Genomic DNA, 20,654 nt, shown 5'->3' on the forward strand with positions numbered 1-20,654 from the left:
CTTTAGAAGTACCCCTCGCGCTTGCGGTCTTCCATCGCGGCCTCGGACATCTTGTCGTCGGCGCGGGTGGCGCCGCGCTCGGTGAGCCGGGAGGCGGCGATCTCGGCGATGACCTGGTCGAGGGTCACCGCGTCCGAGTCGACGGCACCCGTGCAGGACATGTCGCCCACGGTCCGGTAGCGGACCTGTCGCTTCTCGACGGTCTCGCTGCCCTTCGGGCCGCCCCACTCGCCGACGGTCAGCCACATGCCGGCCCGCTGGAAGACCTCCCGCTCGTGCGCGAAGTAGATCTCCGGCAGCTCGATGCCCTCGCGGGCGATGTACTGCCAGACGTCGAGCTCGGTCCAGTTGGACAGGGGGAAGACGCGGACGTGCTCGCCGGGGGCGTGGCGTCCGTTGTAGAGGTTCCACAGCTCGGGCCGCTGGCGGCGCGGGTCCCACTGCGAGAACTCGTCGCGCAGCGAGAACACCCGCTCTTTGGCGCGGGCCTTCTCCTCGTCCCGGCGTCCGCCGCCGAACACCGCGTCGAACCGCTCGGCCTGGATCTTCTCCGTCAGCGGCACCGTCTGCAGCGGGTTACGCGTCCCGTCCGGGCGTTCCCTCAGCACACCCCGGTCGATGTAGTCCTGTACGGAGGCCACATGGAGCCGCAGCCCATGTGCGGCCACCACATGGTCCCGGTACTCAAGGACTTCCGGAAAGTTGTGTCCTGTGTCCACATGCAGCAGCGAGAACGGCACCGGAGCGGGCGCGAACGCCTTGAGCGCCAGGTGCAGCATGACGATGGAGTCCTTGCCGCCGGAGAACAGGATCACCGGCCGCTCGAACTCCCCCGCCACCTCGCGGAAGATGTGCACCGCCTCGGACTCCAGAGCGTCCAGATGCGAGAGCGCGTGCCGGGGGAGCGCGTCCTGCTGCGCAAGGGCGTGCTGCGGAAGCGCGTGCATACGGTCGGCGGTCGGGTCGGTGGTCGGGTCGGCGGTCGTCGGGCCCGGTGTCACACGAGCCCCCTGGCCGTCAGCACCGCGTGCACCGCGTCCGCCGACTCCTCGGGCGTCTGCGACTGCGTCTCCAGGGACAGTGCGGGGTCCAGCGGCGGCTCGTACGGGTCGTCGATCCCGGTGAGGCCGGTCAGCTGCCCCGCCGCCTGCCGCGCGTACAGACCCTTCACGTCCCGCTCGCTGCACACCTCGACCGGAGTGGCGACATGCACCTCGATGTACGGCGTGCCGCTGGCCTCGTGCCGTTTGCGCACCGCCTCGCGGCTGTCGGCGTACGGCGCGATGACCGGTACCACCGCCAGCACCCCGTTGCGCGCGAGGACTTCGGCGACCAGGCCGATGCGCTGCACGTTGGTGTTGCGGTCCTCGCGGGAGAAGCCGAGGCCGGCGGAGAGGAAGCGGCGGATCTCGTCGCCGTCGAGGACCTCCACGCGGTGTCCCTCGGACCGCAGCCGGCCGGCGAGGAAGCGGGCGATGGTCGTCTTGCCCGCGCTCGGCAGCCCGGTGAGCCAGATGGTGGCTCCCTGGGCGGTGGGGGGCTTCTGACGGCCCCTGGCCGTGGTGGTCATGCGCGCTGTCCCTTCGAGGCGCCCGCGACGCGGTGCCGTTGGTCGGAAAGTTCGTGGAGGTCGTGGAGTTCGCGAACCTCGTGGAGTTCGCGGAAGAGGGCCTCCCAGCGGGGGTGCACGGCGTCCGGTCCGTACGAGGCCGCCGTCAGTACGGCGGCGACGCCCATGTCCGCCCGCAGCGCCCGGTCGCCCATCAGCCTGGCCATGGCGTCGGCGAGCGCGTCGGGGTCCTCCGGCGCGACCAGCAGACCGTCGACTCCGTGTGTGAGCACGTCCGAGGGCCCGGTCGGGCAGTCGAAGCTCACCACCGGGAGCGAGTGGCTCATCGCCTCGATCATCACCATCGGCAGCCCCTCGAAGCGCGAACTGAGCACGTAGAAGGAGGCCTTGGCGAGTTCGTCGTCGAGCCGGTCCGTGTGGCCCATCAGGAACACGTGGTTGTAGAGGTGGTGCTCCTCGATGAGCTCGCGCAGCTCGGCCTTCTTCTCGCCGCTGCCGTAGATCCTCAACTGCCAGTCGGGGTAGGTCTCGACGAGCTTCGCCCACGCCGGGATCAGCAGGTCGAAGCCCTTCTGCGGGAAGAGCCGGCCCGCCGCCACCGCGATCTTCGAGCGGTGGTCCGAGGGCACCTGGTCGAGGGAGTGCACGGCGTTGGGGATGCGTACGACCCGGGTGCCGGGCAGCAGTTGCTCGTACTCCTCGCGGTCGCGTTCCGTCAGGACGGCGACCGCGTCGAAGCGCGCGTAGGTCTCCCGGATGCGCTGCCGCACGTCCTGCTTGTGCGTGCCGTGGTTCATGTGCTCCTGCGCGACACGCACCACGCCGCCCGTCGCGTGCTCCGCGGCCAGGAAGTTGAGCGCGGGCCGCGTGGTCACCAGCACCCCGTCGCACAGCGAGGAGAGGTACGCGATCAGCCGCTGCTCCACATACCGGTTGAAGTAGCGGTAGCCGAACTCGCCGGAGGGGATGTGCCGCGCGGGCTGCCCGGTGAGCCGGCCCCGGCGCCAGTCCTGCCAGCGGCCGGCCAGGCCCGACGGCGGGGTGTGCGCCTCCTCGCGCAGGTCGACGACCGTTGTGACCGTCACCCTTGGGTCGAGCGGGAACTGGAGGTCGTCACGGCGGCGCAGCGCGCTCACCAGCTCGACCTGCCAGCCCGCCTGCACCAGGGAGTTGGCCTGGTTCATCACCGTGCGGATGGTGCCGCCGCGCCCGTACGCGTGCAGGAGCAGATAGCGGACCTTGGGCCGCCCTCCGATCTGATGGATCGTCATGTCGCGGCTCCCGTGCGGCACTCCAGCGAAAGGTTGTCCTTCACCGTGTAGTACGGACGCACGCCGAAGCCGCGTACCCGTTGCTCGGGGAAGACCATGATCTTTTTCTTGCCGTGGATGTCGTCGAGCCGCCGTCCGGCCCGCAACTCCACCTCGCCGTCGGTGAGATGGATGTCCCACTCCTCGACCTCGATCCCGGCCCTGGCCCCGATCCCGGCTTCGGCGGTGTCGGCGGTGCCGGTCGCCGCCGCCAGGTCGGCGACGGGCAGTTCGCCCTCGAAACGGTCGCCCTTCACCTGCGCGGGATAGTCGAGGCGCTGTTCCGCGTGGCTCCGGAGGGTGAGCAGCAGCCGCCACTCGCCCTCGGCGGGGTGCCCGTGGATGTGTCCGACGAGTCTGACGCGCCCGTCGCGCGGCCAGACCTCGGCTATCTCGGCGTGCGGCTTCACGAGGTGTAGCCCCAGGCCTCGCACATCGGTCGCAGGATCTCCGGTATCTCGTCCTCGGCGGGCAGGGCCCGGCCGCTCTGCACCTGGCCGGTGCGGATCTTGTCCCGCCAGTCGCCGAGGCCCTTCGCTACCTGTGTGTCGTCCTTCCTGCCGTAGTCGAGCATCGACGGCTCGAAGTCCACGTTCAGGAAGGCGCAGAGGCGGGCCATCTCCTTCTCGGGGCCGGCGGTGATGTCCTCGTAGCGCAGGGTGTGGCCGCCGGTGATCCCCTTGCGGGCGTTGTCGACGGCCCGCATGTAGCGCAGCGCGTCGGCGGCGGCCTCGTCGAAGGTCCGCCTGCCGGGGTCGCCCTCGTGCCAGGACCGGGCGATGGACACCGGGTGGCGGAGCAGGAAGACGAAGCGGGCGTCGGGCCAGCAGTCCCGGATGCGCCGGTACACGAACGCGTTGCTGGGCGTCTTCTCGACGATGAAGTCCTTGCCGGACCTGACCAGTTCGCGGTGCATGACCCGGTCCCAGAGCAGATGCTCCAGATCGCCGCGCTCCAGGTCGAGGGCGCTCATCGCGCGCTGCGACAGCCTGCTGCCGAAGTCGACCTCCAGGCGGCGGATGTGCAGCTCGTGCGGAGAGTGGAACCGTGAGTGCGCGTTCAGGAGCATCCGCAGCAGGGTCGAGCCGGAACGCACCGGCGACATGATGAAGACCGGCTCCCGAAGCAGCCGGTCCGTGGCGAGGTCCACGGGCGCGGGACATCGGTACACCGGCGTGGGCCGCTTCCCGGGTTTCGCCGCCGTCTTCTTCGGCCGGGGCGGCGCGACGGCGGTGGCCCTACGCACCTGGAGGCCGGTGGTGGCGGAGAGCGCCCGGTTCAGACTGCGCATCAGACTCATGCGTCACGACGCTAGGTAAGGATTATGAGAAGAGGGACTGAGCAGCCTGAGCGTTGCCTTAGCGGTCCAGAGTGTGGCCGGTGTCACATGGTTTCGGGTTTGGGGGCGCTCTCCGGCACGCCCGCGAAGGCCGCCCCCGCGTCCCGCAGCCGCTCGTGCAGCGCCCGAAAGACGGCCGCCGAGCGCGCGCCCGGCCAGTCCTCGGGCAGCAGCGCGGGAGACAGCCCGGGATCGGCGTACGGGAGATGGCGCCACGTGTCCAGGGCGAGCAGGTAGTCGCGGTACGCCTCCTCCTCGGGGATGTCGTCCCGCGCCTCCCAGTCGTGCAGCACGCGCGCGTGGGCGTCGAGAAACGCCTCGTGCTGCTTGGCGATCGCGGCCAGGTCCCACCAGCGGGCGACCGCGTCGGCCGTCGCCGCGAAGCCCAGGTGCTCGCCGCGGAACAGTTCCACGTACGCGTCGAGCCGCAGCCGTTCCAGCGTGTGGCGGGTCTCCTCGTAGAGGCGGGCCGGCGCGAGCCACACCCCGGGGGCGGCCGTCCCGAAACCGAGACCGGACAGACGGGAACGCAGTACGTGACGTTTCTGCCGCTCGGACTCGGGCACGGAGAACACGGCGAGCACCCAGCCGTCGTCCTCGGGGGGTGAGGCCGCGTAGACCCTGCGGTCGCCGTCGTCGAGGAGCTGCCGCGCGTCCGGCGACAGTACGTACCCGGCCGCGCCCGACGCCGTGCGCGCCGGCACGAGCAGCCCGCGGCGTTTGAGCCGGGACACCGACGAACGCACGGAGGGCGCGTCCACGCCGACCGCGGCGAGAAGCCGGATCAGTTCGGCCACGGGTACGGGACCAGGGGCGAAGCGGCCGTACGCGCCGTAGAAGGTGACGATGAGGGACCGGGGAGTGTGCTGCTCGGACACGTTGATCACTCTAGATCGTCACCATCACGCTTGATCACCTTCCGCGGGCACGGGATCGTTTTCCGTTCGTACGGAACCGCCTTCCGCACGTGCCGGGTTGACGCCCGGTTCAGGAGGTCGTCGGGGGAGTCGTCGCCGTACGTGGTGATCCGGAGGCCGGGGATCTCCGCCTTCGCCAGGTCGTCCACCGACCGGAGGACAGCAAGCCAGCATGTCGCCGGCCAGGGTGTCGTGGGCCCCCGCAGCAGGACGCGGTTGCCGGGCACCACACCGAGTTCGCCGGTCAGGGCGTGCGCGACGCGGTCGACGCGGGTACGGAGCTCGCCGTACGTCCAGGTGTCACCGGAGGCGGTACGGAAGACCGGGCGGTCCGGGGCGGTGTGGGCGAGGAGCTCCACGGCGCAGTCGAGGCGCTCGGGAAAGCGCAGTTCCGGGCGCAGTTCCGGGAGGTCGAAGCGGAGCTCGGGCCACTGGTCCGGCGGCGGCAGACTGTCGCGCGGGAAGGTGTCGACGTCCCGGGGGTTCCTGAGGTTCCTGGGCTCCATGGTGGTTCGCCCCCCTTGTCGTGGTGGGGTCGCACCAGGAGCGTATCGGCTTCTTGACGGCAGTCAATGGGCCGCGATAGCCGGCCCTTGCCGCCCTGCGGCCCGGCCTGCGCCGGGCAGGATCCGGGGAGCGTCAGGCCGCGATGGTCAGCTGCCCGGCCGGCACGCGGTGCGGGGCGACGACACTGCCGTCGGGCAGCAGCGCGCCGGTGTCGTCGAAGACGATCGCGCCGTCGCACAGCAGATACCAGCCCTGCTCGGGGTGGGCGGAGACGATGTGTGCCTCGTCGCGGTGGGAGCGCTCGGAGCGGTCGGCGGGCGGGCACGAAGACTGGTGGGAACACATGGCGTACCTCCACGTGCGAAGGGTTCGGCGGCGTTGTCGCCGCCTCTTACGGACAGACCATCCTCCTGCCGCGAACTCATCGGAACAGCGGGAAGGGAAGCGTGACAACACGCGGACAACACTCGGACGTGCCCAGGACGGTTGGCGCGGACTCGCCACCAAAGGGGTGAGGATCACGCGCGCGAGCACACCGGGCCGGTACCTGTGGAGACCCCCACTCCAGGAGGTACTCCAATGCCATTGCGCCAGGTCATGGCCACAGCCACCGGTGCCGCGCTGCTGCTGCTCGCTGCCCCGTCGTCCGCGCACGCGGTCGCCCCCTCGCTCGAACCCTCCCGACTGTCCGCGCCGTTCGAGACGGTGACAATCGACCCGACGGGCCGTGTCGCCGCGGACGGCAGGGTCACCCTCTCCGGCACCTACCGCTGCACAGGCAGCCGCGGACCGGTCTTCGTGAGCTCCTCGCTGGGCCAGGGCGAGGGCAAGTCACGGAAGGGGGTCGGGGGCACCAGCGCGGTCTGCGACGGTGCCGAGCACCGCTGGACGAACACCGACCGCACCGAGCCGGGACGGTTCAAGCCGGGCGCCGCCCGTGTCGAGGCCACGGTGATGGAACTGCGCTCCGGCGGCGGGCTTCCGCTGCCCTACTTCCACGCGAGGCAACAGCAGGACATCACGCTCGTCGGCTGACCGCCGACGAGCACGTACCGGGCCGGGCCCGCCCGCCGAGTCCCAGGAGACCGGCGGGCGGGCCCGGTTCGGGTTCACCGGCCGCCGCCCGTGCCGCTGCCGCCTGTGCCGCTGCTGCCCGTGCAGGGCCACGGTCGTCCGAGTCGGGTCACCGCGATCCCTGCCGGGAGCCGTCCTCGGCCGGCAGGCAACCGTCCTCGTCCGCGGGCCCGTCCACATAGCTGGAGTCCAGCCGGTACAGCCCCGCCCGCCGCACGGTCAGCCGTGTCCAGGGACCGTCCTGCCGTACGCAGGCCCCGGCGGCCCGCAGCCACGGCGAGTACCGGACCCGGACGGTCACCGTCCCGGGCCCCGGCACCCTCAGCACCACGGCCGCCTCGCCCGCCCGCACCACCCGCGCCGGAGCCGAGACGAGCGGCTCCGCGTCCCGGACGCGGTAGATCCTCCAGTACGCGTCGTGCCACACCGGCTCCAGCCAGTCCTGACCCGAGGTGACGAGGGCGGCCTCGTGCTCGGCGGGACCGTCGGGCGTCCCGTCGGGCACGACGACGTAACCCACGGCCCAGTGGCGCAGCCAGGCGTGATAGCGCGGAGCGTCGAGCGCGCCCTCGTAGAACAGCCGTCCCCGCTCGACGTCCAACTGCCGGTTCCAGCCCCGCATCAGCTGCGCGTGCGGCGCGAAGAGGGTGGCCTCGCGGTGGTTGCGGGCGGGCACCACCTCGACCCGGTCGCGATCCGCGTCGAGCCGGTCGAGCTCGGCGAGCACCCCGGCGGTGTGCGTGGCCCAGGCCGGCACCGATGTGGTGACCCGCAGGTCGTTGGCGGTCGTCGTGGTGGTCCAGGCGACCGACGCGGCGAGCGCGAGCGCGACCGGGGCGACCCAGCGCGGGGAGGTCCGCCACCAAGAGGTCTGCCACGAGGAGGTTTGCCACCAGGAGGCCTGCCACACGGAGGTCCGCCACCAGGAGGCCTGCCGTACGAAAGCCCGCCGTACGAAGGCCGTCCGCAGGGCGGACAAGGCGTCACCGGACCCGGCCGCGCCCCGCAGGCACAGGAGCAGCACCGCCGGGGCGAAGAGTGCCGCGAGCCGTTCCACGTTGGTGCCGATGGGCGAGGGGACGAGACAGGTCAGTACGACTCCGACGGCGTACACGGCCGCCCCGCCCCGCAGCACCCGCCACCCGCGGGGAGCCGCCCACAGCACCGCGCCGGCCAGCAGCAGGGGCAGCAGCACGCGGACCGCGGGCATGGGCTGCTCGCCCTGGAAGGGAAACAGCAATGCCGTCGACGCGCAGACGACGACGGGCGGCACCGAGAGGGCGAGGCACTTGGCGTACCGCCGGTCGAGCAGATACCCGGCACCGGCCACCAGCAGGAACAGCCCGGCCACCGGACTGGCCAGGGTGGCCAGCAGCGCTCCCAGGGCGCCCCCGGTCAGCCGGTCCCGCCGCTCCGGACGGCCCGCCACGGCCAGCAGTCCCGCGAGTCCGAAGGCCAGCCCGAGGGCGAACGTGGTGCGCCCCGAGGCGACGTTGGCCCACAGTCCGAGAGCGCCGAGCAGCGCGGGCCACAGCGGCACCCTGGCGACGGTCCGCTCCAGCAGCGAGCCCAGCAGCCAGGTGGCGGCCACCCCGGCCAGGACGGAGGCGGTCCGTACGCCCAGCATCGCCATCAACGGAGGGGACAGCACGCTGTAGTTGGCGGTGTGCGTACCGCCGTACCAGAACAGTCCGTACACCGAGTCCGGGTTCCGGGCGAAGAAGCCCGCCCAGGCGTACTGGGCCGCGAGGTCGCCGCCGCCCGTCGCGAGGACCGTCGCCCACACCCCGTACAGCGGAAGGACGGCGAGGACCGCGATCACCGGGACGCGGCCCGCCCACAACCGGAGCGGCCGGTACGCGGGCTTCCGGGGGACGTCGAGAACACCGTCCGGGCCGGCGGGTGCGGTGGCGACCACGGAGAACGGCTGTACGCGCATGAAGGCTGTTCCTGGGGCAGAGCGGGCAGATCGGGCGGGACGGGAGGGGCTACTGGGGAGGTAGATGCGATTCCCTCCGTCGGCGTTCATTTGACGTTCATTCTTCGATGTTTGGGCCGCACGCCGGAAACCGCCCGCCCGGTCCAGTGACCGGTCCAACGAACCTCGGCCGTGGCCGTCACTTTGATCGATTGATCGCTACGATGAGGACATCGCGCGAAACTCGATCGCGCGAGCCGCCGTGCGGTGGTGGGGCCGGGCGGCGCGGCCGATGTGGGCGGGAGCGGTGGGGACATGCGGGAGTCGGCGCGGACGCGGCAGGACCGGATCGCGGAGACGGTGCGGGAGCGGGGTGTCGCGCGCATCACCGATCTCGCCGGCGAACTCGGCGTCTCCGTGGTGACCGTGCGCCGGGACGTCGAGGACCTGGCCCGGCGCGGGGAGGTGCGCCGCGGGCATGGGGTGGCGCGCTCACTGCGGCCGGTGCCCGAGGAGGCTCCTGTCGGCGGCGACGCGGTCGCCATGGTCGTACCGGAGAGCAACACCTATCTCACCGAGGCCGTGCAGGGCGCGCGGGAGGCCGCGGCGAAGGCCGGTCTGCGGCTGGCGCTGCACATCACCGCAGGTGACGGCGGGTCGGAGCGCGACGCGGTGCGCCAGGCGGTGGACGCCGGAGCGCGCGGCCTGCTGCTGTCACCGCACTGGCGCACCCGCGCGGAGGCGGAGGCGGACCACTCGTGGCTGGCCGCCCTGGACGTCCCCGCGGTGCTGGTGGAGCGGCGCCCCGCCCGGTCCGGCGGGATCTACTCACTGGACTGTGTGCGTACGGACCACGCGTACGGCGTGCATCTGGCGCTCGGGCACCTGGTCGGCCTCGGGCACCGGCGGATCGTGCTGGCGGCGCGCGACGACAGCCCCACCGCGCGGGTCATCCGCGCCGAGTTCGCCGAGCAGACCGCCGCCCGGGGGCTCGCGGAGGGATGCCCCACGATTCTCAGTTCGAGCACCGCGGGACCCGACCCGCGCGTCGCCGATCCACGGGCGGCCGACCTGGTCGAGGCGGTCGGGGAGAGCGGCGCGACGGCGGTGCTGATTCACAGCGACATGGACGCTCTGATGCTGGTGCAACGCCTGCTGGCGGCGGGAATCGACGTGCCGGGACGCTGCTCGGTGGTCGCCTACAACGACGTGGTCGCCGACATGGGGCCGGTCCCGCTGACGGCCGTCGCCCCGCCCAAGACGGAGCTGGGCCGGACCGGCATCGAGCTGTTGCTGCGCCGGCTCGACATGGCGGGCGGCGGGCTGCGGCCCGGGGCCACCCGGCACGTGGAACTGCTGCCGGGTCTCGTGATCAGGGAGTCCACGGCCGCGCCGGTGGTCTGACCCCCGTCGGAAGTCGCCTGGTGCTCCATTTTGTTCGTTTGACCGCTTCAGTTTCTTCTGTTCGATGTATTGACGCCTTTTTCGTCTGACGCTGAGGATGCCCATGACCCAGCAACGACGCGGGAGGGCCCATGCCTGCTCAACGCCCAGCAGTCAGACGCTCAGGTGCGGCCGTGACGGCACTGCTCACGATCTTCGCCATGCTGCTGGCGGCGGGCTGCTCCGGCGGCGGGAAGGCGGACAGCGCCGGAGACGGGCCGGTGCACGTCACCTTCTGGTCGGCGCTGCGCGGCAGCCAGGAGGTCGTGGACGAGTACAACCGCACCCACACCCGGATCAAGGTCGACTTCGAGCAGGTCCCCTCGGGCGACCAGGGTGGCTGGGCCAAACTCAGCAACGCCGCCCGGGCGGGCAACGCCCCCGACGTCGCCACCATCGAGTATCCCCAGCTGCCCAGTTACGCCATCGACGGTGTGCCCCGCGACATCACGGACATGCTGCCCGACTCGGTGCGCCGCAAGATCCTGCCGCAGGCGATGGACCTGACCACGTTCGAGGGGCGCACCTACGCCCTGCCGGTCGACATCGAGCCGATGGTCTTCCTCTACCGCAAGGACCTGTTCACCAAGTACGACATCCCTGTGCCCAGGACCTGGGCGGAGTTCGAGAGTTCGGCCCGCAAGCTGAAGAAGGTCAGGCCCGACTCCCGTATCGCCTCCCTCTTCACCACCGGCGGCACCCTCGCCATGGCCGGCCTCAGCTGGCAGGCCGGCGCCCAGTGGTACGACACCTCCGACACGTCCTGGAACGTCTCCATGGACGACGCCCCCACCCGCAAGGTCGCCGCGTACTGGCAGCGCCTCGTGGACGACGACCTGGTGCGGGTCGAGCCCTCGTCCAGTCAGCAGTGGCGGGCGCATCTGCAGAGCGGTGAGACGGCCGGCTGGCTGGCGGGCGCCTGGGCGGCGGGCTCGATGATGGCCTCCACCCCGGGCGGCAAGGGCAAATGGGCCATCGCCCCCTCCCCGCAGTGGGACCCGGAGAAGCCGTCCCTGGGCACCCAGGGCGGCTCGACCTTCATGGTCACCAAGGACAGCGAGCACCCCGAGGAGGCCCTGGAGTTCATCACGTGGATGGTCACCAGCCCGGACGCGCTGAAGGCCAAGCTCGCCAGCGGTGTCAGCAGCGCGTATCCGACCGTGCCCGATCTGGTCCCGGTCGCCCGCAAGGAGATGGACACCAGCTACTACGGCGGCCAGGACATCTTCTCCCTCTTCCAGCGGGAGGCCGAGCTGATCTCCACCCGATGGAAGTGGGGACCGCGCATGGTCTCGACGATCAGCTCCGGCGACGACGGCCTCGCGCGGGCCGGTGTCGGCAGCGGAACCATCCTGGAGGCCCTCCGGGAGGCACAGAGCAAGACCCTGCCCGACCTGAAGAGCCTCGGTCTGTCCGTCACCACCCGCTGACCGGCCGCCGTGCCACACGCCGCCGCGTCACACCAGGCCCCCGCACACCACGCGCCCGCACACCACCCCTCCAGAGCCGCACATCAGGTTGGATCCGAGGTGCATCCGTGAGCACACTGACGACTCCCAGAAAACGGGCGGGGACCACACCGCCACCGGCGGACCCCGCCCGCACCCGCAGAGCCGGACGCCGACAGCAGAGGTTCGCCTACGTCACGCTCCTCGCCCCGTTCACGGCACTGCTCGTCGCCGTGTTCCTCGTCCCCGTCGGCTACGCCGTCTACCTCAGCTTCTTCTCCGAGGACCACGACGGCCTCGGCTTCGGCGGCGGTCGCACCATCTTCACCGGACTGCGCAGCTACCTCGCCGTACTGCAGGACCCGAGTTTCGTCTCCGGCTTCGGCTCGATCGCCCTGTACTGCGTGATCTTCGTCCCGCTCGTCGTCGCCGGCTCCCTGGGCCTCGCCCTGCTGCTCGACTCCGGACTGATCCGGCTGCGGCGCACCGCCCAGATGCTGCTCTACCTGCCGCACGCCGTGCCCGGCATCATCGCGGCGGTCATCTGGCTGTACCTCTACACACCGGGGCTCAGCCCGGTCATCAAGCTCTTCGCCGAGGCCGACATCACCATCGACTTCCTGGGCCTGCACACCGTGCTCCCGTCGATCGTCAACATCGCCCTGTGGAGCGGCCTCGGCTACAACATGGTGATCTTCTACGCCGCCCTCCAGGCGCTTCCGCGCGAGGTGCTGGAAGCGGCCAGGATCGACGGGGCCGGAGGCATCCGCACCGCGTTCCAGGTCAAGATCCCCATCATCAGGGGGTCCGTCCTCATGGTGTGCATGTTCTCCCTCATCGGTGCCCTGCAGCTGTTCACCGAGCCCATGCTGATGAACCAGGCCACGCCGATGGTCAACTCCCGCTTCACACCGAACATGTACATCTACGACGCGGCCTTCCGCCGCAACAACTACGGACTCGCCTCCGCGGCCTCCGTCATCCTCCTCGTCGTCACCTGCGCCCTGTCGTTCGCCGTGACGCGCTGGGCCGGCCGCCGGGAACGGAGCGCGAAATGACCACGACGACTCCCACGACCACCTCACCCACGACCACCTCCGGCGGGCCGCCCGCCAAGCCACTCGGCCGCCCCTTCGGGAAGTCCGGACTCACCAGCCGCGGCGTCGCCAACGCCGTCATCCTCATAGCCGCCCTCTACACGATGCTGCCCGCCCTGTGGCTGCTGTTCGCGTCCACCAAGAACGCCGACGCCCTCTTCGGCAGCGACATCTTCTCCCTCGGCGACTTCTCCCTCTCCCGCAACCTCTCCGACCTGTTCGCCATGGACGGCGGCCTCTACGGCGAGTGGTACCTCAACAGCCTGCTGTACGCGGTCGGCGGCGCCCTCGTCGGCTCCCTCATCAGCGTTTCCGCCGGATACGCCTTCGACAAGTACGAGTTCCGGCACAAGGAGAAGCTGTTCGGTCTCGTCCTCACCGGCGTCATGGTCCCGCAGACCGTGCTCGCCCTCCCGCTCTATCTGGTGGCCTCCGAGATCGGCCTGGTCAACACCTTCTGGGCGGTCTTCATCCCCGTCCTCTTCAACCCCTTCGGCGTCTACCTCGCCCGCCTGCTCAGCAGCGGCTACGTACCCAACGAGGTACTGGAGGCGTCCCGCGTGGACGGCGCCGGCGAACTGCAGACGTACGTACGCGTCAGTCTGCGCATGCTCGGACCCGGATTCGTCACCGTCTTCCTCTTCCAGCTCACCGCCATCTGGAACAACTTCTTCCTGCCGATGGTGATGCTCTCCGACCAGCACCTGTATCCGCTGAGCCTTGGGCTCTACACCTGGAACAGCTCCGCCACCGTCTCGCCCGAGTACTACCCGCTCGTCGTCATCGGCTCGCTGCTCGCCGTCGTCCCGCTGATCGTCGCGTTCGTCACGCTGCAGCGTTACTGGAAGTCCGGCCTGACCGCCGGAAGCGTCAAGTGATGTGCCGTCAAGTGATGTGCAAGGAGCCCCAGTTGATCCGTAGGAGCATCCAGTGACCCACCCCGACCTCCGGCCCCGTCCACGCCCGCGTGCCGTGCTCGCCATGGCACACAGGACCGCGGAGCAGGTCCTCGACGCGGATGTACGGGCCCGGCTGGCCGCCCTCACCGACATCGATCCGCAGCTCGTCCTGGACGACCTCACCACCCCCGCCGCCCATCGCGCGCTCGCCGACGCCGAGTTGCTCGTCACCGGCTGGGGCTGCCCGCCCATCGACGCGGCGGTACTCGACGCCGCGCCCCGGCTGCGCGCCGTCGTGCACACCGCCGGGACCGTACGCCACCACATCACCGCCGCCTGCTGGGAGCGCGGCCTCACCGTGTCCTCCGCCGCCGCGGCCAACGCCGTGCCGGTCGCCGAGTACACCCTCGCCATGATCCTGCTCGCCAACAAACGCGTCCTCGACACCGCCCGGACCTACCGCACCGAGCGCCGGCGCATCGACTGGAACGCACGCCACCCCGACGCGGGCAACTACCGCAGGACCGTGGGCATCCTGAGCGCCTCCGTCATCGGACGCCGTGTCATCGACCTGCTCCGCCCGCACGATCTCAACGTGCTGCTCCACGACCCCTTCGTCACGGACACCGAGGCGCGCGATCTCGGGGCGGAGCCGGTCTCCCTGCCCGATCTGTTCACGGTCAGCGACGTCCTCAGCGTGCACACACCGCTGCTGCCCGAGACCCGCGGCCTGGTCGGCCGCGAACTGCTGGGCCGGCTCCGCACGGGCGCCACGCTGATCAACACCGCGCGCGGCGCGGTCGTCGACCAGACCGCTCTCACCGGCGAGGTGGTGTCCGGGCGCATCAACGCGGTCCTGGACGTCACCGAGCCGGAGGTACTGCCCGCCGACTCCCCGCTGTGGGACTGCCCGAACGTCCTCATCACCCCGCACATCGCCGGCTCGAAGGGCGGCGAACTGCGCCGCCTCGCCGACCTGGCACTGACCGAGATCGAGTCGTACGCCCTCGGCCGCCCCTTCGCCCACCCCGTCCGGCCCGAACACCTGGCCCGGCTCGCCTGACCCGACCTGCCCATCGCAGCCGCTTTCGGAAGCCTCGGAACGGACTTTCGGAAACTGACGCAACGAACAGGAGACGTGGCCCCTCCCATGCCTGAACACCCGCTGCCCGCCGCCCCCGAGGAAGACCGCACCCTCAGCCCGCACACCGGATACACCCGCGCCCACTGGGAAGCCACCGGCGACCGGCTGCTGGCCGCCGCCCTCCGGTACGCCACCCCGGGCCACGCCCTGATCGACCTGCCCGGCCCGCCCTCGCGGTCGGGGGTGCGCTCCGACGGTCTCGAAGGGTTCGCCCGTACGTTCCTGCTCGCCGCGTTCCGCACCGCCGGGGCGTCCGGCAAGGATCCGCACGGATTCCTGGAGCGCTACACCGCCGGCCTCGCGCGCGGCACCCGCACCCCCGGCCGCGACGACGCCGAGTCCTGGCCGGAGATCGGCCACCACGGCATCCAGGGCCAGCCCATGGTGGAGTCGGCCTCCGTGGCGCTCGCCCTGCGGCTCACCACGCCCTGGACCTGGGACACCCTCCCCGCCGCCGACCAGGACCGCGTCGAGCAGTGGCTGCGCGGCGCGTTGCGGCACACGCCCGCCCCCAACAACTGGTACCTCTTCCCGCTGACCGTGGCCGGATTCCTGGAGTCCGTGGGACGGGGCGACGCCGAGACACGCGGCGCGATCGACCGGGCGCTCGGCCTGCTGGACGGCTGGTACCAGGGCCAGGGCTGGTACTCCGACGGCGACGGCCGCTCCTTCGACCACTACAACGGCTGGGCCCTCCACTTCTATCCGCTGCTGCACGCCCACCTCACCGGGGACCGCGCGCTGCTCGACCGGCTCGGCCCGCGGCTGCGGGAGTTCCTGGACGGGTTCGCGCTGCTCTTCGACGCGAACGGGGCGCCGATTCACCACGGGCGCTCGCTGACGTACCGCTTCGCGGCCGTCACCGCCGTGGCGCTCGGTGCGCTCACGGGTGAGACTCCGCTCGACCCTGGCGTCACCCGCCGCATCCTCAGCGGGGGGCTGCGCCATTTCGTCGACCGGGGTGCGCCGACCGCGGACGGGCTCCTCGGACTTGGCTGGTACGGGCCGCACGGGGCGACTCTTCAGCGGTACTCCGGGCCCGGGTCGCCGTACTGGGCCTCCAAGGGGTTCCTCTCGCTGCTGATCCCGGCCGAGGATCCGGTGTGGACGGCCACGGAGGGTTCGGCGCCGGTCGAGGGGGCCGACCGGGTGCTGGCCCTTCCCGCGCCCGGGCTGCTCATTCAGACCACGGGCGGGGACGGTCTGTCGCGCCTGCACAACCACGGCAGTTACAAGCTGGACTCGCGGGTGTCGGAGGCGGAGCCGGAGCGGGCGCCGGGCGATCCGTTGTACGCCCGGTTCGCGTACTCGACCCGTACCGGTCCGACCAGCGCGGCCAACGCTGCCGACAACCATGTCGCGCTGTCGGCCCGTGGTCTGCGGAGTGCGCGTGTACGCATTCACCCGTTGGGCGCTGGGCGTGACTGGCTCGCCTCGTGGCATCGGCCGGTCTTTCCCGAGGGCGGGCCCGTGTTCCCCTCTGCACGGATCGAGAGCCTGACGTTGGCCCGTGGCCGGCTCGAACTGCGTGTTCATCGCACGGTGGGTGTGCCGGTGGGGACGCCGGTCCATCACAGCGGTTGGGCTGTCGCGCTGCCGCCGGGCACCGTCCCCGAGGTCGACCAGGGCTCGGAGGTACGGCTCGGCGGGGCGGAGGTGACGAGTCAACTGGCCGGGCTGCACGGGTGGGCTGCGCCGCCGGGCGTGGTGCGGGCGCCGCAGGGCACGGCGTTCGGAGCCTGGGCGCTCCTTCCCGAGCTCACCGGAACGGTTGGTGAGGGGGCGGAGGGGACGGTGTTTGTGGCGTTGGCGTCTCTCACCGGGGAAGCCGGGGCGGCGCCGCTTGCTGGGCAGGCCGGTGTTGAGGTGAGCGGGCTTGTTGTCGCTGTTCGCTGGGGTGATGGGGGGCGCACGGTCGTGGACTTCGGTGGGGATGGTGCGGGTGGCCTCCGTGTCACCGAGTAGGTAGGGGTTCGTGTTTGTCTGCGGGTGGGTGGGGGCTTGTCGCGCAGTTCCCCGCGCCCCTGGGGTGGGTGGGGGTTGCGGCTCGTCTGTGGGGTGCGGGGCCGCGTCGGCATGTGCGTCCGCAGCGGCCGCCCTGAACCACGGTTGCAGCACGGTGACCGCAAACGGTTGTCCTCGTAAGCTGCGGCCACACATCCCGCCACGTCCCCTCCGGCCGGTACCCCGCCAGGGGCGCGGTCCGGAGGGGGGCGCCCCTTCAGGGGCGCGGGGAACGGCGCGAGCAACCACGGCGGACCGGCACATGACGAACCGGCCTCGGCCACCGGCTTTTAGGGGCGCGGGGAACGGCGCGAGCAACCCAAGATGACCCGCACGTGGCAGACCGGCCTCGGCCACCGATTGCTTTTAGGGGCGCGGGGAACTGCGCGAGCAACTACGGCGGACCCGCACATGACGAACCGGCCTTGGCCACCGGTGCTTTTTGGGGGCGCGGGGAACTGCGCGACCAGCCCCAACCGAGCCGCACTGGATCCAGAAGCCCCGGGCGGAGCCCCGCGTGTTGGGTGGGCTGGTGGGGAAGGGAAGGCGGAGGCGTCCGAGCGTAGAGATGGGGCACAGGGAATGGACATCGAAGCGATCCGCCGGGACACCCCGGGCACCGCGAACCGGGTTCATTTGAACAACGCGGGCGCCGGGCTGATGTCGAGGAGGACCCTTCGGGACATGACGGCCCATCTGGAGCTGGAGGCCGACATCGGTGGGTACGAGGCCGCGAACCAGGAACGGGACCGGATCGACGCCACGTATGCGAACATCGCCCGTCTCGTGGGCGGAAGCCCAGACGAGGTCGCGCTGTTCGACAACTCCACGCACGCCTGGAACGCCGCCTTCTACTCCATGACGTTCGCGCCCGGCGACCGCATCCTCACCGGCCGCGCGGAGTACGGAAGCAACGTCCTCGCCTATCTGCAGATCGCCCGGCGTACCGGCGCCGAGGTTGTCGTCGTGCCCAACGACGCGTCCGGGCAGCTCGACACCGCAGCCCTGGCGGAGCTGATCGACGACCGGACCAGGCTGGTCGGTGTCAGCCATGTCCCCACCAGCGGCGGCCTGGTCAACCCCGCGGCCGAGATCGGTCGTATCTGCCGGGCCGCCGGTGTGCCGTTCCTGCTCGATGCCACCCAGTCGGTCGGCCAGTTCCCGGTCGATGTCGCCGAACTCGGATGCGACATGCTCACCGCCACAGGCAGGAAGTTCCTGCGCGGCCCGCGCGGTACGGGATTTCTGTGGGTGCGCCGGGAAGCACTGGACCACCTGGAGCCGTACGTCAGTGAGATCGCCTCCGCCACCTGGGACGGCAAGCGCGGTTTCACCTGGCGCGACGGTGCCCGGCGTTTCGAGACCTGGGAGGTGAGTTACGCCAACGTGCTCGGCCTGAGCGCCGCCGTCGAGCAGGCTCTGGAGATCGGTATGGAGGGCATCGGGCGGCGTGCCGTCGGGCTTGGGGAACGGTTGCGTGAGTGTTTGGACGCCTTGCCCGGTGTCACTACGTACGACCTCGGTCGGCAGCGGTGCGCGATCGTGACCGCCAAGGTCGATGGCTTGCCCAGCGCGGACGTTGCCGCCGCGCTTGCGGGGCGCGGTGTCAATGTCACTGCCACCGTGGCGGCCCACACCCAGTTCGACACCGAGGACCGGGGCGTCCATCCGTTGGTGCGGCTGTCGCCGCACTACTACAACACCGAGGCCGAACTCGACCGCGCCGTCGAGGTGTTCGGTGAGCTCGCGGCGCGGTAGCCGCCGGGTCAGGGTGAGGGGTCCAGGGCCGGTTCGGTCTGTTCCGTGGTGACGGGGGTGGGCTTGGCCGTGCGGCTCAGGTAGCGGTAGGTGAAGAGGGAGCCGGCGGCCAGGAGGGCGGTGGCTATGACCAGGGTCGCGTTGTAGCCGTTGTCGAAGGCGGAGGTGGCGGCGTCCAGCAGGGGGCGGCCCTGTTCGGCGGGCAGGTGGTCGGCGGTGGCGCGGGCCTCGTCCAGGCTGTCGGCCGCGGTGTCGGGGGCACCCGAGGGCAGGGTGACCGTGCCGGTGTAGACCGCCGTCAGCACGCTGCCGAGGACGGCGACACCGGTGAGGCTGCCCAGTTCGTACGAGACCTCCTCCACCGAGGAGGCCATACCGGCGCGGTGCGGCGGGGCGCCGCCGATGATCGCGGCGGAGGCGGCGGTCATCGTGGTGCCCAGACCCGCGCCGGCCAGGATCAGGCCGGGGACGACCCAGCCGGAGCTCTGCGCGGAGTCCAGGACGGGGACCGCGCCGGGGGTGAGCAGCAGCGTGAGCAGGATGCCCAGTGCGCTCGTGGCGAGGCCGCCGCCGATCAGCGTTCGCACACTGACCCGGTGGACCAGCCCGCCGACGACGACCCCGGCCACCAGGGCACCCAGCGCGCACGCGGCCACGAGCAGGCCCGCGCCGAGCGGGGTGTGGCCGATGACCAGCTGGAGGCGCTGGGCCAGGACGAGTTGGATGCCCGCGGTGGCGAACATCGCCAGGCCGGCGCCGAGCACACCGACGAGCAGGGGCCGGTTGCGGAAGAGGGCGAAGTCGATCAGGGGGTAGGGCTGGGTGCGCTGGCGGCGCAGGAAGGCCCGGAAGCCGAGGAAGGACACCAGCAGTGCCCCGGCTATGTGCAGGGGTGCGGGACCGGGCCTGGTGGTCTCCTTGATCGCGTAGACCAGGCCGACGAGGCCGGCCATGACGTACACGGAGGCGACCGGGTCCCAGGGCCGGTCGGCGCGGCCGGATCCGCCCGGTGCGAGGAACACCGCCGCGACCAGGGCGAGCAGGACGACGGGCACGTTGACCAGGAACACCGAACCCCACCAGAAGTGCTCCAGCAGGAAGCCGCCGAGGACCGGTCCGAGCGCCGTGCCGACCACCGACGTGGTGCCCCAGATGCCGATCGCCACCCCGCGTTCCCGCTCGTCCTCGAAGGTGAGCCGGATCAGCGCCAGTGTCGAGGGCATCATCGTCGCCGCGCCCACCGCCAGGAAGGCGCGCGCGGTGATCAGCATCCCGGGGGAGGGGGCGAAGGCGGCCATCGTCGAGGCCGCACCGAAGATGACCAGGCCCGCCAGGAAGAGCCGCTTGTGTCCCACCCGGTCGCCCAGCGTGCCGGTGCCCAGCAGCAGGCCGGCCGACACCAGCGGATAGGCGTTGATGATCCAGAGCTTCTGCGAGGCGTCGGCGTGCAGATCGCCGGTCAGGGTGGGCAGGGCGGTGTAGAGCACCGTCATGTCCACCGATATCAGCAACAGCCCCGCCGAGACGGTCAACAGGACCCACCAGCGTCGTGCCTTGCTCATCCCGTACCCCGGATCTTCTGGATTCGACGGTGCGCCGGCAGGGCGCCGGGCCTGTGGGTCACGGCGTGGAGGCCGCTTCGGTGAGCGCGGCGATCCGCTGCCGCAGGGCATCCTTCACCGCGGGCGTGAGTCTCGTCCCGGTGGTCGCCTCGAAAAGCCACAGCCCGTCCGCTGCCATCCGGGCCAGGAACAGCTCCAGTTGAGCCGGATCGGGCTCGGACGGCACCGGTACCCACCGGTCCACCAGCGAGTTCCACACCTGCGCCAGCTCCGGGTCGGACGCCGACTCGACCATGAACGCCAGGTCCGCCTTGCGCGGCTCGCTCTCCATGTCCATCAGCGTGTAGGCGATCGCCCGCTCGGCCGCCGTCGCCTCCGCGAAGGCCTTCCCGAGCCTCGCCTCCAACTGCCTCTCCCAGCCCTCGGTCAGATGCCGCTGGATCGCCAGCAGCAGCTCCTCCCGGGTGCGGAAGTGGTACAGCAGGCCCCCCTTGGTCAGCCCGGCCTCCACGGCCACGGACTCCAGGGTCAGGCTCGTGATCCCCTCTTTCTCCGTCACACGGATCGCGGCATCCAGGATCTGGGTTCTCGAACTCGGTCGCATATTCGTAACTGTACCATCCGGAAGGTACAGTTACGCAGGTGGCGGAGTCGGCCTGGTGCA

At 71.1% G+C, this 20,654-nt stretch carries 18 protein-coding genes and 1 pseudogene; 8 read left to right on the forward strand and 11 right to left on the reverse strand.

Annotated elements, in window-relative coordinates:
* Window positions 1–2 precede the first annotated feature (2 nt).
* The 8 genes and pseudogenes from cysD to ACFWXQ_RS09125 all read right to left on the reverse strand — a co-directional run bounded on the left by cysD (window position 3) and on the right by ACFWXQ_RS09125 (window position 5,988).
* Window positions 3–947 carry a sulfate adenylyltransferase subunit CysD gene (cysD, locus tag ACFWXQ_RS09090; RefSeq protein WP_383954979.1) on the reverse strand — a complete coding sequence of 315 codons (945 nt, stop codon included), beginning with the start codon at window positions 945–947 and terminating at the stop codon, window positions 3–5.
* A gap of 50 nt (window positions 948–997) precedes the next feature.
* Complete coding sequence (cysC, locus tag ACFWXQ_RS09095) at window positions 998–1,570, reverse strand: adenylyl-sulfate kinase (RefSeq protein WP_383954975.1); 573 nt, start codon at window positions 1,568–1,570, stop codon at window positions 998–1,000.
* On the reverse strand, window positions 1,567–2,841 hold the full coding sequence (locus tag ACFWXQ_RS09100; RefSeq protein ID WP_383954973.1) for a glycosyltransferase family 4 protein: 1,275 nt from the start codon (window positions 2,839–2,841) through the stop codon (window positions 1,567–1,569). The genes cysC and ACFWXQ_RS09100 overlap by 4 nt, the downstream gene beginning before the upstream one ends.
* On the reverse strand, window positions 2,838–3,290 hold the full coding sequence (locus ACFWXQ_RS09105; RefSeq protein ID WP_383954971.1) for a hypothetical protein: 453 nt from the start codon (window positions 3,288–3,290) through the stop codon (window positions 2,838–2,840). Before ACFWXQ_RS09105 ends, ACFWXQ_RS09100 begins: the two co-directional genes overlap by 4 nt.
* Window positions 3,287–4,180 (reverse strand): sulfotransferase family protein, encoded by an 894-nt coding sequence (locus tag ACFWXQ_RS09110; RefSeq protein ID WP_383954969.1) that lies wholly within the window; start codon window positions 4,178–4,180, stop codon window positions 3,287–3,289. Before ACFWXQ_RS09110 ends, ACFWXQ_RS09105 begins: the two co-directional genes overlap by 4 nt.
* Before the next feature lie 83 nt (window positions 4,181–4,263).
* Complete coding sequence (locus tag ACFWXQ_RS09115; protein ID WP_383954967.1) at window positions 4,264–5,106, reverse strand: PaaX family transcriptional regulator C-terminal domain-containing protein; 843 nt, start codon at window positions 5,104–5,106, stop codon at window positions 4,264–4,266.
* Window positions 5,107–5,201: 95 nt separating this feature from the next.
* Window positions 5,202–5,642 (reverse strand): annotated as a pseudogene (locus ACFWXQ_RS09120) (AMP-binding protein); the annotation flags it as partial.
* Between the two features lie 133 nt (window positions 5,643–5,775).
* On the reverse strand, window positions 5,776–5,988 hold the full coding sequence (locus tag ACFWXQ_RS09125; protein WP_383954965.1) for a DUF5999 family protein: 213 nt from the start codon (window positions 5,986–5,988) through the stop codon (window positions 5,776–5,778).
* 234 nt (window positions 5,989–6,222) lie between these two features.
* Here ACFWXQ_RS09125 and ACFWXQ_RS09130 point away from each other — a divergent pair, with 234 nt between their 5' ends.
* Window positions 6,223–6,678: a DUF6299 family protein gene (locus tag ACFWXQ_RS09130; protein ID WP_383954963.1), complete on the forward strand. Its 456-nt coding sequence runs from the start codon at window positions 6,223–6,225 to the stop codon at window positions 6,676–6,678.
* 148 nt (window positions 6,679–6,826) lie between these two features.
* On the opposite strand, the gene ACFWXQ_RS09135 is transcribed toward ACFWXQ_RS09130, so the two are convergent.
* A complete protein-coding gene (locus ACFWXQ_RS09135) occupies window positions 6,827–8,656 on the reverse strand; it encodes a hypothetical protein (RefSeq protein WP_383957197.1) in 1,830 nt (609 codons plus the stop codon).
* Between the two features lie 294 nt (window positions 8,657–8,950).
* On the opposite strand from ACFWXQ_RS09135, the gene ACFWXQ_RS09140 reads away from it, so the two are divergent.
* From ACFWXQ_RS09140 to ACFWXQ_RS09170, 7 genes are all read left to right on the forward strand, one after another.
* Entirely contained in the window at window positions 8,951–10,039 is a 1,089-nt protein-coding gene (locus tag ACFWXQ_RS09140; RefSeq protein ID WP_386267879.1) for a LacI family DNA-binding transcriptional regulator, read from the forward strand.
* Between the two features lie 131 nt (window positions 10,040–10,170).
* On the forward strand, window positions 10,171–11,508 hold the full coding sequence (locus ACFWXQ_RS09145) for an ABC transporter substrate-binding protein (RefSeq protein ID WP_383952725.1): 1,338 nt from the start codon (window positions 10,171–10,173) through the stop codon (window positions 11,506–11,508).
* Window positions 11,509–11,615: 107 nt separating this feature from the next.
* Entirely contained in the window at window positions 11,616–12,584 is a 969-nt protein-coding gene (locus ACFWXQ_RS09150; RefSeq protein WP_383952723.1) for a carbohydrate ABC transporter permease, read from the forward strand.
* Window positions 12,581–13,501, forward strand: coding sequence for a carbohydrate ABC transporter permease (locus ACFWXQ_RS09155; protein ID WP_383952721.1), 921 nt, complete (start codon window positions 12,581–12,583; stop codon window positions 13,499–13,501). The genes ACFWXQ_RS09150 and ACFWXQ_RS09155 overlap by 4 nt, the downstream gene beginning before the upstream one ends.
* A 103-nt stretch (window positions 13,502–13,604) precedes the next feature.
* Window positions 13,605–14,585, forward strand: coding sequence for a hydroxyacid dehydrogenase (locus tag ACFWXQ_RS09160; RefSeq protein WP_383952719.1), 981 nt, complete (start codon window positions 13,605–13,607; stop codon window positions 14,583–14,585).
* A gap of 87 nt (window positions 14,586–14,672) precedes the next feature.
* Complete coding sequence (locus ACFWXQ_RS09165) at window positions 14,673–16,631, forward strand: DUF2264 domain-containing protein (protein ID WP_383952717.1); 1,959 nt, start codon at window positions 14,673–14,675, stop codon at window positions 16,629–16,631.
* Between the two features lie 621 nt (window positions 16,632–17,252).
* Entirely contained in the window at window positions 17,253–18,428 is a 1,176-nt protein-coding gene (locus ACFWXQ_RS09170; protein WP_383952715.1) for an aminotransferase class V-fold PLP-dependent enzyme, read from the forward strand.
* Between the two features lie 8 nt (window positions 18,429–18,436).
* Here ACFWXQ_RS09170 and ACFWXQ_RS09175 read toward each other — a convergent pair whose 3' ends face one another.
* Together ACFWXQ_RS09175 and ACFWXQ_RS09180 are read right to left on the reverse strand one after the other, a co-directional pair.
* The gene (locus tag ACFWXQ_RS09175) at window positions 18,437–19,990 is read right to left on the reverse strand and encodes an MFS transporter (protein WP_383952713.1); all 1,554 of its coding nucleotides are present in this window, start codon (window positions 19,988–19,990) and stop codon (window positions 18,437–18,439) included.
* A gap of 58 nt (window positions 19,991–20,048) precedes the next feature.
* Window positions 20,049–20,594: a TetR/AcrR family transcriptional regulator gene (locus ACFWXQ_RS09180; RefSeq protein ID WP_383952711.1), complete on the reverse strand. Its 546-nt coding sequence runs from the start codon at window positions 20,592–20,594 to the stop codon at window positions 20,049–20,051.
* Window positions 20,595–20,654: the final 60 nt, after the last annotated feature.

The organism is Streptomyces sp. NPDC058697 (assembly GCF_042715345.1).
Lineage (GTDB): Bacteria > Actinomycetota > Actinomycetes > Streptomycetales > Streptomycetaceae > Streptomyces > Streptomyces liliifuscus.